Annotated in this window: 1 protein-coding gene and 4 tRNA genes (1 of these 5 only partly in view); 3 read left to right on the forward strand and 2 right to left on the reverse strand. The window is 66.2% G+C overall.

The genetic code is table 11. The features are described 5' to 3' along the window. A protein-coding gene (locus AC5Y5W_RS12695; RefSeq protein WP_500022320.1) for a non-ribosomal peptide synthase/polyketide synthase crosses the window boundary here: on the reverse strand, positions 1–16,322 show its 5' portion. 14,863 nt of this gene lie to the left of the window's left edge; 16,322 of the gene's 31,185 nt are visible here — the first part of the coding sequence; it begins with the start codon at positions 16,320–16,322; its stop codon lies beyond the left edge, outside the window. Between the two features lie 1,144 nt (positions 16,323–17,466). Next, positions 17,467–17,538: transfer RNA gene (locus AC5Y5W_RS12700), tRNA-Val, on the reverse strand. Between the two features lie 171 nt (positions 17,539–17,709). On the opposite strand from AC5Y5W_RS12700, the gene AC5Y5W_RS12705 reads away from it, so the two are divergent. From AC5Y5W_RS12705 to AC5Y5W_RS12715, 3 genes are all read left to right on the forward strand, one after another. After that, positions 17,710–17,782, forward strand: a tRNA-Gly gene (locus AC5Y5W_RS12705). A gap of 28 nt (positions 17,783–17,810) precedes the next feature. Then, positions 17,811–17,881 (forward strand) — tRNA-Cys (locus AC5Y5W_RS12710). Positions 17,882–17,898: 17 nt separating this feature from the next. Further along, a tRNA-Val gene (locus tag AC5Y5W_RS12715) sits at positions 17,899–17,973 on the forward strand. The last annotated feature ends 82 nt before the right edge of the window (positions 17,974–18,055 follow it).

Here is an 18,055-nt window from a genome sequence, read left to right on the forward strand (position 1 = left end):
GCGGTGTGGGTGTCCACCGGGATCGGCGCGATGTGAACATCACCCAAGGCCAGCCCGGCGGCGGGATCGCTGGTGTGCCCCGGCAGGTTCTGCCAGGCCAACATCACCTGCACGAGCGGATGGTGAGTCAGCGATCGAGTCGGGTTGAGCCGCTCCACCAGCACCTCGAAGGGCACATCTTGATGCTCGTAGGCGGCCAGACTACGGGCGCGCACCTGCGCCAGCAGCTCGGTGAAGCTGGGATCACCGGTCAGATCGACCCGCAGCACCAAGGTGTTGACGAAAAAGCCGACCAGCTCATCGAGTGCCGGATCGCGACGTCCGGCGATCGGGAAGCCCACCGGCACATCAGAACTGGCGCTGAGCTTGGCCAGCAGTACCGCCAAGGCGGCCTGCATCACCATGAAGCTGGTCGCGTTGTGTTCGCGGGCTAGCTGGGCAACCTGCTGCTGCAGTTCGGCGGGCCAATCTACGGTCACGGTGGCGCCGCGCTGGTCGGCCACCAGTGGGTAGGGCCGGTCGGTGGGCAGTTGCACCCGCTCGGGCATCTCGGCCAGCGCCTCTTCCCAGTAGCCCAGCTGGGCGGCGATGGGACTGCTGCTGTCGTCGAGGTCCCCCAACTGCGCACGCTGCCACAGCGTGTAATCGACATACTGCACCGCCAAATCGGCCCACTCCGGCGCGTGCCCGGCGCAGCGGCTGGCGTACGCCACACCCAGATCACGCACCAGCGGAGTGATCGACGAGCCGTCGGCGGCGATGTGGTGCACTGCGGCCACCAACACATGGTCGTGCTCGGCCACCCGGAAAATAGTTGCCCGCAGCGGAATTTCGGCGGCAAGATCAAACGCGTAACGCGCCGCCGTGTCGATCGCCTCGTCCAGCTGCGTCGTCGGCCAATCCGTGGCATCGACGACCTGCCAATCCAGCTCGGCCCGGTCGGCGGGCACCACCACCTGCTGAGGTATCCCGTCGGATGCCACGAACAGTGTGCGCAGGCTCTCGTGACGTCTCACCACATCCGTCAGTGCCGCACCCAACGCCTCGACGTCAAGCCGTCCGTCCAACCGCAACGCTGTCGCCATGTTGTAAACCGGCGAGGGCCCCTGCAACTGATCCAAGAACCACAGTCGGCTCTGCGCGAACGACAGTGGGACCACCGCCGGTCGCTCGCCCGCCGTCAGCGGATCGAACCGATCCGCGACCTCCCCGATCCGGGGCGCTAACTGGGCAACGGTGGGCGCCTCGAAAACAGTGCGAACCGCAAGCGCGGCATTCAAATTCGTGTTGATCACCGCGACCAGACGCATCGCCGAAATGCTGTCTCCGCCCAGATCGAAGAACGAGTCGTCGACTCCGACGCGCTGGACGTCGAGCACCTGGGCGTAGATGCCGGCCAGGATCTCCTCGACTGCAGTGCTGGGCGGCCGGTATTCGCCGGTGGCGTACTCGGGTGCGGGTAGGCCGCGGGTGTCGAGTTTGCCGTTGGGTGTCAGCGGCAGCGCGTCGAGTACCACCACCGCGGCCGGAACCATGTAGGCCGGTAACCGGTCGGCCAGCGCCGCGCGCAGCCCGGCCGGATCGGCGGTGCCGGTCACGTATCCGACCAAGCGTTTGTCGCCGGGACCGTCGTCGCGGGCGATTACCACCGCCTGCTCCACCCCGTCGAGCGCGTTCAGGCCAGCCTGGACTTCGCCGAGTTCGATGCGGTGGCCACGAATTTTGACCTGCTCATCCGCGCGCCCCAGATACTGCAGCTGGCCATCGCGGCGCCAACACACCAGATCACCGGTGCGATACATGCGCGTCGCAGGCGCCCCGAAGGGGCAGGCCACGAACCGCGACGCGGTCAACCCCGCGCGTCGCACATACCCGTATCCCAGACCGGTGCCGGCGACATACAACTCCCCGACCACGCCCGCAGGCACTGGGCGCAACGAGCCGTCCAACACGAACAGCGCAGCACCGGCCACCGGCGACCCGATCGGCACCACACCCGGCGCTGGGGTCAGCGGCGCGCTGATCGCCACACACATCGTGGTCTCGGTCGGGCCATAGGCGTTGACCATCACCCGCCCCGACGCCCAGCGATCCACCACCTCGGCCGGGCATGCCTCACCGGCCATCACCAACGCCGTTGATTCCAGCCCTTCAGGTGATAACGCCATCACCGCCGACGGGGTCTGGGTCATGACGCTGATCTGTTCACCGATCAGCAAGTCGTGCAAGTCTTTCGGAGAGCGCACCACCGAGTCGGGCACCACCACCAGCCGCCCACCGCGTAACAGCGCACCGAAGATCTCCCACACCGAGACGTCGAAGGCCAGCGAATGACTCTGGCTCCAGACCCCCGACGCCGGTAGCCCGGCCGCCAGCGACGCCAGCAACTGGGTCACGTTGTGGTGGGTGATTGCCACACCCTTTGGAGTGCCGGTGGTGCCGGATGTGTAGATGAGGTAGGCGACATCGGCCGGGCTTGGTTCCCCCGGCGCGGTGCTGGGTTGGGCACTGACAGCGCGGTCATTGACGTCGACGACCAGCACATCACTGCCGTCGAGCAAATCGGCCAGATCGGCGGTGGTGATCGCGGCGACCGGCGCGGCATCGGCAAGCATGAACTCGATCCGCGCCGACGGCACCGCCGGGTCGACCGGCAGGTAGGCTGCCGCGGCTTTCAGCACCGCCACAATCGCGATGACCGCCTCAGCCGACCGCGGTAACAGCAGCGCCACGCACTCGCCTGGGCCGGCGCCGTGACCGACCAGCAAGTGCGCCAGCCGATTCGCCGCCTCATCGAGCTCCCGGTAGGTCAGTGACCGACCGTCGCTTACCAGCGCCACTGCCTCCGGTGCGCGGGCCACCTGCTGCGCGAACAACGTCGGAATCGACACCGGTGCGGGCACCGGCCCGGTCAACACCGCTCGGTTCCCCACCTCATCCAGCCGGACATGCTCGGTCGCATCGAGCAGATCCACCGACGACAGCGGCCGGGTCGGATCGGCCGCCGCGGCCAGCAGCACCCGCTGCAATCGCTCAATGACCGCCTGGATGCTGTCCGCGTCGAACACGTCGGTGCGAAATTCCACTTTGCCGCCGATTCCGGCAGGCTCACCGGCTTGGCTCCACCGTTCGGCCAGTGCAAAGACCAGATCCATGCGGGCGGTGTGGCTCTCCACCGGCAGCGGCGTGACTTCCAGGTCGCCCAATGTCAGCCCGGCGGCGGGGTCATCGTCTTGCCAAGGGAGGTTCTGCCAGGCCAACATCACCTGGACCAGCGGGTGATGGGTCAGGCTTCGGGTGGGGTTGAGCCGCTCCACCAGTACTTCGAAGGGCACGTCTTGGTGCTCGTAGGCTTCCAGGCTGCGCGCCCGCACCTGGTCCAGCAGCTGGGCGAAGCTGGGATCACCGGACAGATCGATCCGCAGCACCAAGGTGTTGACGAAAAAGCCGACCAGCTCGTCGAGCGCGCGGTCACGGCGCCCGGCGATCGGAAAGCCCACCGCCACATCAGAACTGGCGCTGAGCTTGGAGAGCAGTATCGCCAGGGCGGCCTGCATCACCATGAAGGTGGTCGCGTTGTGCTCGCGGGCCACCCGCTGAACCTGCTGCTGCAGCTCCGCCGGCCAATCCACGGCCACGGTGGCGCCCTGATGATCCGCGACCGGCGGGTAAGGCCGATCGGTGGGCAGGTCGAGGCGTTCGGGCATTCCAGCCAGCGCCTGCGTCCAGAACTCGAGCTCGGCAGCGACGCGGCTGTCACTGTCGTCGAGGTCGCCAAGCCAACTGCGCTGCCACAGTGTGTAATCGACATACTGCACCGCCAACGCAGCCCACCCCGGGGCGCGCCCGGCGCACCGGCTGGCATAAGCCACCCCCAAATCGGCGGCCAATGGCCTCAGCGACCAGCCGTCGGCGGCGATATGGTGCACCACGATCAGCAGCACGTGCTCGCCCTCGGCGATGCGGAAAAGCCGTGCCTGCAACGGGATTTCAGTTGCCAAGTCGAACGTGTAGCGTGCTGCCGCGTCAACGGCCTGATCCAGCCGGCTCCCCGACCATCCGGTGGCGTCAACGACGTCACACCCGGGGTGAACCCGCTCGGTGGGGATGACCACTTGCTCAGGTGTGCCTTGCGGTGCCGGGAACAGGGTGCGCAGGCTTTCGTGGCGCTCGACGACGTCGGCCAACGCCGCCCGCAGCGCATCGACATCCAGCGGCCCGCGCAGGCGCAACGCGGCCGCGATGTTGTAAATCGGTGACGGGCCTTGCAACTGGTCGATGAACCACAACCGACTCTGGGCGAACGACAACGGAATTGTCGCCGGTCGTTCGCCAGCCGCCATGAGCTCCAGCCGACCAGCGCCCTGACCGATATGCGGTGCCAATTGGGCGACTGTGGGCGCTTCGAAGACGGTGCGAACCGAAAGATCGGCGTCCAGCGCGGTATTGATCGCCGCGATCAGGCGCATCGTGGACAGCGAATCCCCGCCCAGTTCGAAGAACGAGTCGTCGGCCCCGACCCGCTCGATTCCGAGTAGTTCGGCATAGATGCCGGCCAGGATCTCCTCCGTGGGGCTGGCCGGCGCGCGGTACTGACCGGTGTCCTGGTACTCCGGTGCGGGTAGCGCGCGGGTGTCCAGTTTGCCGTTGACCGTGATGGGCAGGACATCCAGCACGACCACCGTCGACGGCACCATGTAGGCCGGTAGCCGCTGAGCCAGCGCGGCGCGTGCCTCCGCGGGATCGGTTGTCCCGGTGATGTAACCGACCAGTCGGTTGTCGCCGGGTCTGTCCTCGCGGGCGATCACCACCGCCTGCTCGACCCCGGGTAGCCCGGACAGGGCCGAGCGCACTTCACCGGGTTCGATGCGATATCCGCGGATTTTGACCTGCTCGTCGGCGCGGCCCAAGTAGCGCAGCTGCCCATCGGGACCCCAGCACACCAGATCCCCGGTGCGATACATGCGCGTCCCAGCACCCCCGAACGGGCAGGCCACAAACCGCGACGCCGCCAACCCGGGTCGCCGCCAATACCCCACCGCCACACCGCGGCCGGCCAGATACAACTCTCCGACCACGCCCGCCGGCACCGGCCGCAACCAAGCATCCAGCACGAAAAAAGCCGCGCCCGTCACCGGCGAGCCGACCGGCGGGGCCCCCGTCCCCGGGGCCAACGGGGTGCTCTTCGACGCCCACATTGTCGTCTCGGTCGGACCGTAGACGTTGACCATCAGCCGCCCGGCCGCCCACCGGTCGACCAACTCGGGCGGGCACGGCTCAGCACCGATCACCAACGCCGCTGACTCCAGCCCTTCGGGTGAGAGCACGCCTACTGCCGAAGGGGTCTGGGTGAGCACGCTGACGTGCTCACCAACCAACAAGGCGTGGAAGTCGTGCGGTGAACGCGCCACCACGTCGGGCACTATTACCAACCGCCCGCCGTGCAGCAGTGCTCCCCAGATCTCCCACACCGAGAAGTCGAACGCATAGGAATGGAACTGTGTCCAGACTTGTCCCGGCGCCAATTGCACGCCGGCGTCCAGAGAGTCGAACAGCTGAGTGACGTTGTGGTGAGTGACGGCCACGCCCTTGGGAACACCGGTGGTGCCCGAGGTGTAGATGAGGTGAGCCATGTCGTCCGGCGCGGGCATCGGCAACCCAGTGCCGGGCTGGGCGGCGACAGCGGGGTCGTTGACGTCGACGACGACGAGGTCATGGCCGTCGAGCCGGTCGACCAGATCCGTTGTGGTGATCACGGCGATCGGCTCGGCGTCGGTGAGCATGAAGCCGATACGCGCCGACGGCAGCGCAGGGTCGATCGGCAGATAGGCCGCCCCGCTCTTGAGCACCGCCAAGATCGCCGTGATCGCCTCGGCGGAGCGGGAAAACAGCAGCGCCACAAAGGCACCCGGGCCTGCGCCATGCGCAGCCAGCCGGTGCGCCAACCGGTTAGCCGCCTCGTCAAGCTCCTGGTAGGTCAGTGACCGGCCCTCGAAGGTCACCGCTGCCGCGTCGGGGGTGCGGGCCACCTGCGCGGCGAACAGTGCCGGTACCGTCACCGGGGCTGCCGGCTGGGTCAACACCGCCCGGTTACCCCAGTTGTCCAGCCGGGCGTACTCGCGCTCATCGAGCACGTTCACCGACGAAACTCGCTGTGCGGGGTCGGCGGTCATCGCCACCAGCATCCGCTCTAGCCGCCCGACGAGCGCCCCGATGCCGGCGGCGTCGAACACGTCCGTCCGAAATTCAACTTCCCCGCCGATCCCGGCGGGCACCCCGGCCTCGCTCCAGCGTTCTGACATCGAAAACGCCAGATCCATTCGGGCGGTTTGGGTGTCGACGGACACCGGCGTGACGTGCACATCACCCAGCGCCAGTCCGGCAGCGGGGTCATGGTCCTGGAAGTTCTGCCAGCCCAACACGACCTGGATCAGCGGGTGATGGGTGAGGCTCCGAGGGGGATTGAGTCGCTCCACCAGGACCTCGAAGGGCACATCCTGGTGCTCGTAGGCCGCCAGGCTGCGCCGCCGCACCTGCGCCAGCAGTTCGGCGAAGGTGGGGTCACCCGACACGTCGACGCGCAACACCAAGGTATTGACGAAAAAGCCCACCAGCTCGTCGAGCACCGGGAGGCGGCGCCCGGCGATCGGGAAGCCCACCGCCACATCGCTGCTACCGGTGATGGTCGACAGCAGCGCGGCAAAGGCGGCCTGGATCACCATGAAACTGGTGGAGTTGTGTTCGCGGGCCACCCGGCGAACCTGTTGCTGCAACTCGGCCGGCCAGTCGATGGCCACTCGGGCGCCACGGTGGTCGGCCACTGGCGGATAGGGCCGGTCAGTGGGCAGCTGCAAGCGCTCGGGCATGCCGGCCAAAGCTTTCTCCCAGTAGGCCACCTGCGCGGCGATCGGGCTGTCGCTGTCATCGAGATCGCCGAACTGCGTGCGCTGCCACAAGGTGTAATCGACGTACTGCACGGCCAACGGCTCGCAGTCCGGGGCTTGACCTGCGCACCGGCTGGCATACGCCACCGCGAGATCGCGGGCCAGCGGCCTGATCGACCAGCCATCGGCGGCGATGTGGTGCACCACCGCCACCAACACGTGTTCGTCCTCTGAGACCCGAAACAGCGGTGCGCGCAAAGGGATCTCGGTTCCCAAGTCAAATGCGTAACGTGCTGCCGCACCGATGGCCTTACTCAGCCGGCTTTCCGGCCATCCGGCCGCATCGACGATCTCGCAACCGAATCCAGCCTGCTCGGCCGGCATGACCACCTGCTGAGGGATCCCTTCGGGTGCCGCAAACAGTGTGCGGAGGCTTTCGTGACGAGCCACTACATCGCCTAGGGCAGCACGTAAGGCCTCGGCATCAAGGTGTCCGCGCAGCCGCAATGCCACCGCAATGTTGTAGGTCGGTGAGGGCCCCTGCAACTGGTCGATGAACCACAACCGACTCTGGGCAAAGGACAACGGAATCGCCGCGGGCCGCTCGCTGGCTACCAGCGGCTCCAACCGTCCTGCGTCTCCGCCGATCCGGGGTGCCAACTCGGCCACCGTTGGCGCCTCGAACAAAATGCGCACCGACAGGTCGGTGTCCAGCGTGGTGTTGACCGCGGCGATCAACCGCATCGCCGAGAGTGAATCGCCGCCCAGATCGAAGAATGAGTCATTCGCGCCAACGCGTTCCAGTCCCAGCACCTGGGCGTAGATGCCGGCCAGAATCTCCTCGACCGCACCGACCGGGGCGCGGTAACGATCGGCATCTTGATACTCGGGTGCCGGCAGGGCTTTTCGGTCGAGCTTGCCCGAGGAGGTCAACGGGAACTCCTCGAGGGCCAGAATGTGCTGCGGCACCATGTATTCGGGCAACCATGCGCTCAACCGCCGACGGACCGCGCTGACTTTGGTGTTGGTCTGTGGATCGTTGGCGTAGGTCGCGCGTTGCTGAGCCCCCGCGGGCGGCAGGTACACGTCGGTCAGGGGTGGGGTGTGCTCGCGATGCGGGCCGACCGCGGCGATGAAAACCGCGTTCAGGGTGCCCGGTTGGGCGTCCCACGTCACCGCGACGTGGTATCCGCTGGCTTCGCCGAGGCGATGCAGTTCCTCCGGGACAGCCGCGTCGGCGGGAGCTTGGGCCAGCGCGTCGCCCAGCGATTGTCCGGCGGACAAGGTGGTGTCGAGATGGACGTCGGCGATCACTCCGGTGCGCGGGATACCGGTGACGCGAACAGTGGCCGGGCGTTGGGCTGCCAGCCTGGTTTGCAGACCGGGCAGGTCGGTGCATTGGGCCCAGGTCCATGTGACCGCGGTAGCCAAAGAGTGCACCGGTGCGGGGGTTTTGTAGGCGACGACGTCGTAGCGATACCGGGTCAGCTCATTATCGGCCCATCCGCGTTTGACTTGCACGTCGACGCCGGCCACCGACGAGTGGTCAGCGGCCCATGTGGTGAAAAACTCTGGGGCCAGCAGCAATTCGGGTTCACCACGCAGTGCGTGTTGGACTCGCTGGCGGATCTCGGCGGCGTCGGCGCTGTCCGTGCGGGCCAGCGCGATCGCGGTTTGGAACGCACCTTGCAAGCTATGGTTGCGCACATCGCCGATGAACACCGCCCCGCCCGGGGCCAGCAATCGCATCGCGGCTGCCAGCACATCGAGCAGATAGCCCGCGCTCGGGAAGTACTGGACCACCGAGTTCAGCACCACGACATCGAAATGCCCGTCGGGCAACCCATCTGCCACATCTGCCGGCTGCACCCGCAACCGCACCCGGTCGCCCCATGACTGTGCGGCCACCTGTTCCTGCAGGGTCTTGATGGTCGGCGCGGAGAAGTCGGTGGCCCAATACTCGGCACAGGTCGGGGCCACCTGCGTCAGCAACAGCCCCGAACCGACCCCGATCTCCAACACCCGCTCCGGACTCAATCCGCGGATCCGGTCCACGGTGGCCGAACGCCACTCCACCATTTCCTCGAGCGGAATCGGGTCACCGGTGTAGCTGCTGTTCCAGCCTCGGAAATCCATTCCGAATTCCGGCTCCTCCAATTCAGCGCCGTACAACTCGTCATACAGGTGTTGCCACTCGTCGACGACCTCTACGTCGTGGTCGGCGGTGGCGGCTGGATCGAGAATGAGGTAGGCCACCAGGTGTGCGCCGGTCTCGCCTTCGTGCACGGTGACGGCGGCCTGGGCCACCTGCGGGCAGGTCAGCAAGGTGTTCTCGATTTCGCCCAGTTCGATGCGCTGCCCGCGTAGTTTGATCTGGGTGTCGGCGCGCCCCAGGCAGTCCAGGGTGCCGGCGGAGGTCCAGCGCACCAGGTCACCGGTGCGGTACATCCGAGACCCGGCCGCCCCGAAGGGATTTGCGACGAACCGTTCGGCGGTCAACTCGACCCGGCCCACGTAGCCGTGCGCCAGCACGGGCCCGCCCAGATAGAGCTCACCGACCACCCCCACCGGGGCCGGCTTCAACCAGGCATCGAGCACCAGCGCGTGGACCCCGGGCAGCGGGGTGCCGATGCTGATCGGTTGGTCCGGCGACAGCGGCGCGCTGGCGGTGACCCAGATGGTGGTTTCGGTGGGGCCGTAGACATTGAGCATGCGCCGGCCCGGCGCCCAGGCGCCGACCAACTCTGCCGGGCAGGCCTCCCCGCCGGCCATCAGCGTGCCCAGCCCGTCCAGTCGGGTCCGGTCCAGCGACGACAGTACCGACGGAGTCAAAAACGCCGCGTCGACCTCTTGCTCCTGCAGCAGCGCGGTCAGCGCCTCGCCGGCATATACGCCCGGCGGTGCCACGACAACTGCGGCGCCGGACCCCGCCGCCCACAACATTTCGCCGATCGACGCGTCGAAGGTCGGCGCGGCCACCATCAATACCCGCGCATCGTCACCAAATTGGGACTTCTCGCGTTGCGCCGCAGCCCAGCCCAACAGACCGGCGTGGCTGACCACCACCCCTTTGGGCACCCCGGTAGAACCCGACGTGAAGATCACATACGCGGTGTTGTCCACGTGTAATGGCGCCAGCCGATCAGCGTCGGCAATCGAATCCGCGCTGCGACCGCGGAGGTCCAGGCCGTCGACACGCAGCACCGGCCGCGGCCCAGCGGCCGTGAGATCGTCGGCGCCGCAGGTTAATACGCACACTGCCCCCGCCGCGTCCAACACCGCAGCGATCCGCTCGATCGGATGGGCCCGATCCACCGGCACATACACCCCACCGGCCTTCACCACTGCCCACCACGCCACCACCAATTCCACACACCGGTCCATCGCCACGCCCACCGCGCGCTCTGGACCCACCCCCGCCTCGATCAGCACCCGCGCCAACCGCGTCGACCACACATCGAGTTCGCGATACGACAGCCGCCGGCCACCGTCGATGACCGCCACGGCGCCCGGGTCGGCAGCCACCGCCGCCGCCAATGACTGCGGCGCTACATTCACCGGCGCTGTTACGCCGGCACCAGACCATTTGGACAGCAACAGGTCTCGCTCGCTGGTGTCGAGCAGATCCACCGACGACAGGCGACGGGAGGGGTCGGCGGTTATCGCTGCCAGCACTCGCCGCAACCGCTCGATGAGCGCATCAATGCCGGCCGGGTCGAACACGGTGGTGTCGTATTCGACGTGAAAACCCAGTTCACGGCCCGGCAGCGCTTCCACTGTCAGCGGGTAGTGGTTGTATTCGCGGTTGGTGAATCCCGTGATGACCAATCCGTCGGCGCCCAACGGGACGTCGGCGTCAATCGGATAGTTTTCGTACACGAACAGCGTGTCGAACAGTCTTTCGTGACCGGTAGCGCGATGTATCTCGCTGAGCGCCAGGTGTTGGTGCTCGAGCGTGTCGTTGTGGGTGTTCTGCAGCTGGCGCAGCAGCTCTGCGGCGGTGGTTGCCGCTGTGATGCTTGCCCGCACCGGCACGGTGTTGATCAAGAGGCCCACCATTGATTCCGCGCCAGCCACTTCCAACTGACCTACCCGAGAGCGCGGGGTGCCGAAGACGACATCACGCTGACCGGTCAGAGAGGTCAGGAGCAGCGCCCAGGCGCCCTGCAACACGGTGCTGACGGTGGTGTGGCAGGAGCGCGCCAGGTCACTGAGGGCCTGTGTGGTGTGCTCGGGCACCTTGAACGATGCAGAGCCTCGTTCAAAGCCGCGCCGCCCCAGGCTCAACCGATCCTTCGGGCCGGCCAGGGTGGGGGTTTCAAAGCCGGCCAGCACCTCGCACCAAGCGGCGCGCGCGGTATCGAGGTCTCGATCGGCCAGCCAGGTAAGGAATGTCCGGTAGGACCCGGCGGCGGGCAGCGGCTGCCCGTAATAGCTGGCGAACAATTCCCGCAGCAGGATGGGAAGCGACCAGCCATCGAGCACGATGTGGTGATTGGTCAGCACCAACCGGTGCCGGTCTGTTGCAGTGCGGATCAAGGCAACCCGAAATGCCGGCTGGTCGGCCAAGTCGCAGACCGCGGCACGTTCGGCGGCGCACAGTTGCTCGATCGCCTCGTCCGGTTTGGCGTCGTTGTCAGCAGCGGCGACACCAAGATCTACGTATTGCCACTCGACGACCGGATCGGCCGGGATGACTTGCACCGGCTCGTCGAACTGTTGGCAAAATCGTGCCGCCAGATGTGGATGGCGGTTGACCACCGTGTGCATCGCATCGCGGAGCCGGCGGGCGTCGAGCGGGCCGGTGACGGTGAAATCCAGCTGTACGGCATACATGTCGTCGCTCGCCTGCGCGGTGCTGGTGTGGAAGAGCAGCCCTTGCTGCAAGGGCGTCAACGGCAAGATGTCGGCGATCTCATGGCGCTGCTGCAGCTCGTCGATCTGCTGCTGGCTGAGCCGGGCCGGCGCGATATCAGAAGGTGTCAGCCCGCCACCACCAGATCGCACATGCGCGCAGATACCGGCCAGGGCCTCGAACCACAACCGGCTCAGCCGGCTGATCTGTGCTTCGTCGAGCACCGAGGCCGCCCAGGTCCAGTTGGCATGCAGGTGCGGCCCGGCCTCGGTGTCGACCGTGACGGCGTTGAGCTCCACGGTGTGTGCCAACGGTATGGGCACCGCCGCGGCGGCGCCGGTGACCGCCAAGCTGTCCTGCCCGAGCCGCCAAACACCATCAGCCGCATCGGTTGTCGGGACACCCAGGCGCCCCAGATAGTTGAACCCGACCGGTGGATCGGACCCGGCCAGGCTGACATCGGTGTTGAGATACCGCAGCGCCCCATACGTCAGCGGGTGCGGGAGCGCCCGGAACTGCTCTTTGGCGTCCTTAAGCACCGGCCCCAGCGCCGCCTCACCGGCAACTACCTGTGCCCAGGACAGCCTCCCGAGATTCAACGACACCGGGTATTTAGTGGTGAACCACCCCACCGTGTGCGACAGGTCAATGTCGGCGTCCAACTCCTCGTGACGGCCGTGGCCCTCGACGTCGATAGCGATTGGGGCACTGCCGTTGCCCACGAACTCGACGACCGCCAAACCGAGTGCGGTCAACAGAATGTCGTGTATCCCAGCGTGAAACGCAGCAGGTACCTCTCCGAGCAACATTCGGGTGGTCGCGGCGTCAAGCGATACCGACAGATGACCGGCATTGGCATACGTGTCGGTTCCGGGCTGCACGGCCGGCAGTGCAGTGGTGGTCGCGGCCACCTGCTTCCAGGCGTCCGCCTGATTTACGACATCCGGGCGTTGTGCGTGCTCGGCCAACAGCGATGCCCACCGGGCAAACGAGGTGCCGGTGGCCGGCAACACCACTGGCTGCCCGCTGTGCTGCTGAGCCCAGGCGGTGTTGAAGTCCTCCAGCAGAATCCACCACGACACCGCATCGACGGCTAAGTGGTGAACGACCAACACCAGCTGGTATGCCGGGGCCACCCACAGCGCGCTGAGCATCACCCCGGCGGTCGGGTTCAACCGCGACCGCGCCTCGATCAGTGCCGCGTCCGACAACTCCTGCACCGCCTGCAGGCACCTGCGAGCATCCACCGACCCCGCTTCAGGCACCGTCAACGACCAGCCACCTGCCTCGTCGCGGTCGACGCGCAGCCGCAACATGGCATGGCGATCCAGCAAGGCCTGCAACACAATCAGCACGTCGGCCTCGTCGGCTCCGGCGGGGGCCTGCAGCACCATCGTCTGGTTGAACTGCTCGACCGGACCATCCACGCTTTCCAGCCAACGGATAATCGGAGTGGCCACCACCTGCCCGATGCCCTCATCGATCGGGCCAACCTCACCGTCGGACACCGCGGCCACGACCGCCAACCGGGCCACGGTCTGTTCGACGAAAACATCGCGCGGCCGACAAATCAGGCCCGCGGCGCGGGCACGCGCCACCACCTGCATCGACGAGATGCTGTCCCCGCCCAGTTCGAAGAATGAATCGTCGACGCCGACCCGTTCCAGTGCCAACACCTCGGCGTAGATGTCGGCCAGAATCTCCTCAACCGCGTTGCCCGGTGCGCGATACTCACCGGCGGTGTATTCGGGCGCCGGCAGGGCGCGGGTGTCGAGTTTTCCGTTGGGCGTCAACGGCAGAGCATCCAGCACCACTACCGCCGCGGGAATCATGTAGGCAGGGAGCCGGTCGGCCAGTTGGGTGCGTATCCCGGCCGGGTCGGCTGCGCCGGTGACATAACCGACCAGGCGCTTGTCGCCGGGGCGGTCCTCACGGGCGACCGCCACCGCCTGCTGGACGCCGTCCAGCGCACTCAAAGCCGTTTGAACTTCCCCGAGTTCGATGCGAGACCCGCGGATCTTGACCTGCTCATCAGCGCGCCCCACGTAACGCAGCTGCCCATCAGCGCCCCAGCACACCAGGTCCCCGGTGCGGTAGACGCGCGTGCCGGTGGCGCCCCAGGAACGCCCAAATGGATTTGCCACGAACCGTTCCGCGGTCAACGCCACCCGGCCTACATAGCCGTGCGCCAGCGCCGGCCCGCCCAGATACAACTCACCCACTACCCCGGTCGGAGCCGGGTTCAGCCGCGCGTCGAGCACCAGTGCGCATACCCCCGGGATCGGAGCGCCGATGCTCACCAGCTGCCCCGCCGCCAGCGGCGCACTACACGTTGACCAAATGGTGGCCTCGGTGGGGCCGTAGCCGTTGAACATGCGCCGGCCCGGGGCCCAGGCCGTTACCAACTCCTCCGGGCAGGCCTCCCCCGCGGTGAGCAGCGTGTCCAATCCGCTCAGCCGAGCCGTGTCCAGCGACGAGAGCACCGACGGCGTCAGCACCGCAGCGCTGACCTGCTGGTCCTCCAACAACCCGGTCAGTGCCTCACCGGCATACGTTTCCGGCGGCGCTACCACGACAGCCGCACCCGACCCCGCCGCCAACATCAACTCGAACACCGAGGCATCAAAAGTCGGCGCAGCCACCGTCAAAACCCGTGCATCCGCGCCCAATCCGAACAACTCCCGTTGCGCCGCGGCCACCCCCAGTAGGCCGGCGTGGCTGACCGCCACTCCCTTGGGCACGCCGGTGGACCCGGATGTAAAGATCACATACGCGGTGTCATCCACCCCTAATGGCGCCAGCCGATCGGCGTCGGCAATCGGATCGGCGCAGCCCCCCGACACGTCCAGACCGTCGATGCGCAGCACCGGCCGCGTGCCGGCCCCCGCCACATCGTCGGCGCCACAGGCTAATACGCACACCGCCCCCACCGCGTCCAGCACGGTGGCGATGCGCTCGACCGGGTGGATGGGATCCACTGGCACATATGCGCCGCCAGCTTTGATCACTGCCCACCACGCCACCACCAACTCTGCACACCGGTCCATCGCCACGCCCACCGCGCGTTCTGGGCCCACGCCCGCCTCGATCAGCACCCGCGCCAACCGCGTCGACCGCTCATCAAGGTCGCGATACGACAAGCTACGTGCACCGTCGATGACCGCCACCGCGTCCGGATCGGCAGCCACCGCCGTGGCCAGCAACTGCGTCACCACCCCCACCGGCGCCTCCACACCAGCGCCAGACCACCGCGATAGCAACAGATCACGCTCACCGGCGTCCAGCAATGGCATACTTCCGACCGCCACCGACCTATCCGCCGCCAACAGGCGGTCGAAGAGCGATTCCAAACGGCTGATGTGCCTGTCGATGTCGTCGGCGCTGTACCGATCCGGATTCCAGCTGAACTGAATTCGCGGCGCGCCCTCACCCAGCTGTGGATAGATGTTGACGGCAATGTCTTGGATGGGGAACGTGCTCAACACGTTGTAGGCCGTTTTGGACGGACCGAACTGAAGCGTCGCGGCGAAGTCGAGCACGTTGATCACCGGACCGAACTCGACGTTCATGTCGACCCCGGCTGTGTCGGCAATGAGATCGGGCCACCGGCGGAACTGTTGATGGCGCAGTGCACCGACCAAGGCCTTGGTGACCTGATCGGTTACTGCACCAATGGTGTCGCCTTCCTCGACGCTGATGAGGAGCGGCACCAGGTTGGATACCATGCCCGCACGTCGTTTCAGCGCCGCAGTGGTGCGTGCCGACACCGGCAACGACATCGAGACATTCTGGCGTCCGGTGGTTTTCGCGATGAATACCGCCACCGCCGCAACCACCGTTGCGACATCGAATTGATGATCCGCGTTCGTCGGCCGCCGATGTAGGCACTGCAGTTCGCGCACCAGCGGGTGGCGTGGTGGCACGGACCTTGGCGTCCCGGTCAGGTCGGTGACGTCCAAGGGTCCCTGGACAACTGTCTTCCAGTACTCGGCATCGGCTTGACTGCGCGAAGACTGCTGATACTTCTGATCTGCGTCACGAATCAGGGCAAATTCGGAGAAGTCGATGTCCGCGGTGTCGGCGGCTGCCCCCGAGTAGACGGCGGCGATGTATTGGATGAAATTGTCGGCGCCATAGCCGTCACAAAGAACGTGGTGCGCGCGCAAGTAGAAGTACGAGAGGTTATCGGTGATCCGTAGCAGCGCGAAGTTCGTAAGTCGGTCACGAACCATCTCAATTGGCTCACGGTAATCGTTGTTCATCCAGTTGCTGGCGGCGGCTTCGGGGTCCGGCTCGCCGCGCAAATCAATGCAGCGCAAGAGCCCGGTCTGCGCGAGGGTGCGGTCAACCATGAAGACCGGTTCACCGTCGACGAGCGAGAGCCGGGCGCAGGGTGTGCCGAACCGCGTCGCCGCCGCTTCGCACGCAGCCGCGAGCCTCTCGGCGTCGACATCGTGATCGATCCTCACAAAGGCGGCAAAGTTGTAAGGGACTTCGGTGCGGAGCTGCTGGGCAGCCCATATCGACCGCTGAGCAGCGGTCAACGGGCCCAGCATGTCTGGTTGCGCGCCGTAGTTGAGCATGCTGACGAAAACCCCCTACTCAGGCCGACAGGCCAGCGTCCGAAATGCGTGCAGCGTTGAATCGCCTTAGCCCACAACGATGATCACATCCATTGGATGCGTCCGTCCTGCGGGCATTGGCGAGAGGCGTCCCACCTGGAGTTCGGCCGCTGCCGGTCACGGCCCGTCCACGGGGTACCCGGATTCGCGCTCTTCGCTCACGCTGGGGAAGCGAGAGTTTGTCGATCGCGTCACAGGCGGGCGGGTGCCATATGCGCACGGCAGACAGCCGTGTCCCGGCCCCGGTCCACCTAGGGACCGGGGCCGCCAGCGCCGCCATCAGGTCCTCACGGCCTGAGGTGGCCATCACGTTGGGCTTACCGCTCTATTGGTGCGCGGGTGATGCACCGCGTGGACGGACGACCCCGCACCTGCTTGAACTGGCGTCGGCCGAACGACCGAATCCGCAACCCCCATGAAATGCCCCCACCAAGCAAATGTGGTGATGCGTCAAACGCCGGGTTCCGATCCGGCCCTTCACGCAACCCCCGTCGGCTGTTTCGATACGGCCGAGACACCCGGCACGCGCCGCCTCACCCGTACCCACCCGGCAGCGCGCCCGAACTTCAGCAAAGCCGAACCCAGGCCCCGCTGGTGCTCGTCATCGACAATGGCAGCTACGCCGCCACTGTCCTCCTTGAATCAGAACTGTGCATACCCTCAGTATGTTCACTTAAACACTGAACATAAGGTTCCGCAAGACCTGCGTGAGGCGCCGTCGAGACATCATCACGACCGGGGTGTGCCGAACCTGCCGGACCTCGCCCGTCGCATTCAACATCGGTGCAACAACCGAGCTTTCGTCCAGCTAGGTAGTACCTGAGAGCTTCCTTGGTAAGTTCTATGCGGACGATCAAAACTCAGGGTGATTCTGGGTTCTGTTCTGCACTTCTCAGCCAAAGAACAGTCGCTATGCGGGCGCTTTATGTGATGCGCAATAACTATTGCTAATTGGGCGGCTGCCTAATAACACCCGTTGACTGGGTCCGCGGCCGTCAGCAAAGTTTTTGGGCCTTCGCCTTTTGCGCTGGGACGAGCGACAGGACAGCTGCGCCTACGCCGGGGTGACCGAGCAATGCGTTCTGGAACACGCCTCCGATGTGAGTGGTCCCGGCTGGGATCGAACCAGCGACCTTCCGCGTGTGAAGCGGACGCTCTCCCACTGAGCCACGGGACCGGAGCCGAAAGGCGAACGAGGAGGAAGATTAACACGCGGCGAGCCTGGCGGCAGAACCCACTGCACCTGACCGCGGTGAGGCGCGCCGAACCGCACCCAGGAATTTGTGCAGGCCCGCTTAGGTGGACTATCGTCGTGCTTCGCGACGGGCGACGATCTCGTCCGTGGCTCGCGGATGTAGCGCAGTTGGTAGCGCATCACCTTGCCAAGGTGAGGGTCGCGGGTTCGAATCCCGTCATCCGCTCGAAGATGCTAGTGGCATCAACCCCAGCGGTGGAGTGGCCGAGTGGTGAGGCAACGGCCTGCAAAGCCGTGCACACGGGTTCGATTCCCGTCTCCACCTCGATTTCTTCGATCCACGCGCGGTTAGCTCAGCGGGAGAGCGCTTCCCTGACACGGAAGAGGTCGCTGGTTCAATCCCAGTACCGCGCACCACGTTCTAGCTGCGGTTTTACCGGCTCTTCGGATTCCAGCGGGGTCCGGTGCTGGCTTTGAGGTCGGCGTGCCTTGCGGTTTA

The organism is Mycobacterium sp. NGS51, from assembly GCF_059812525.1.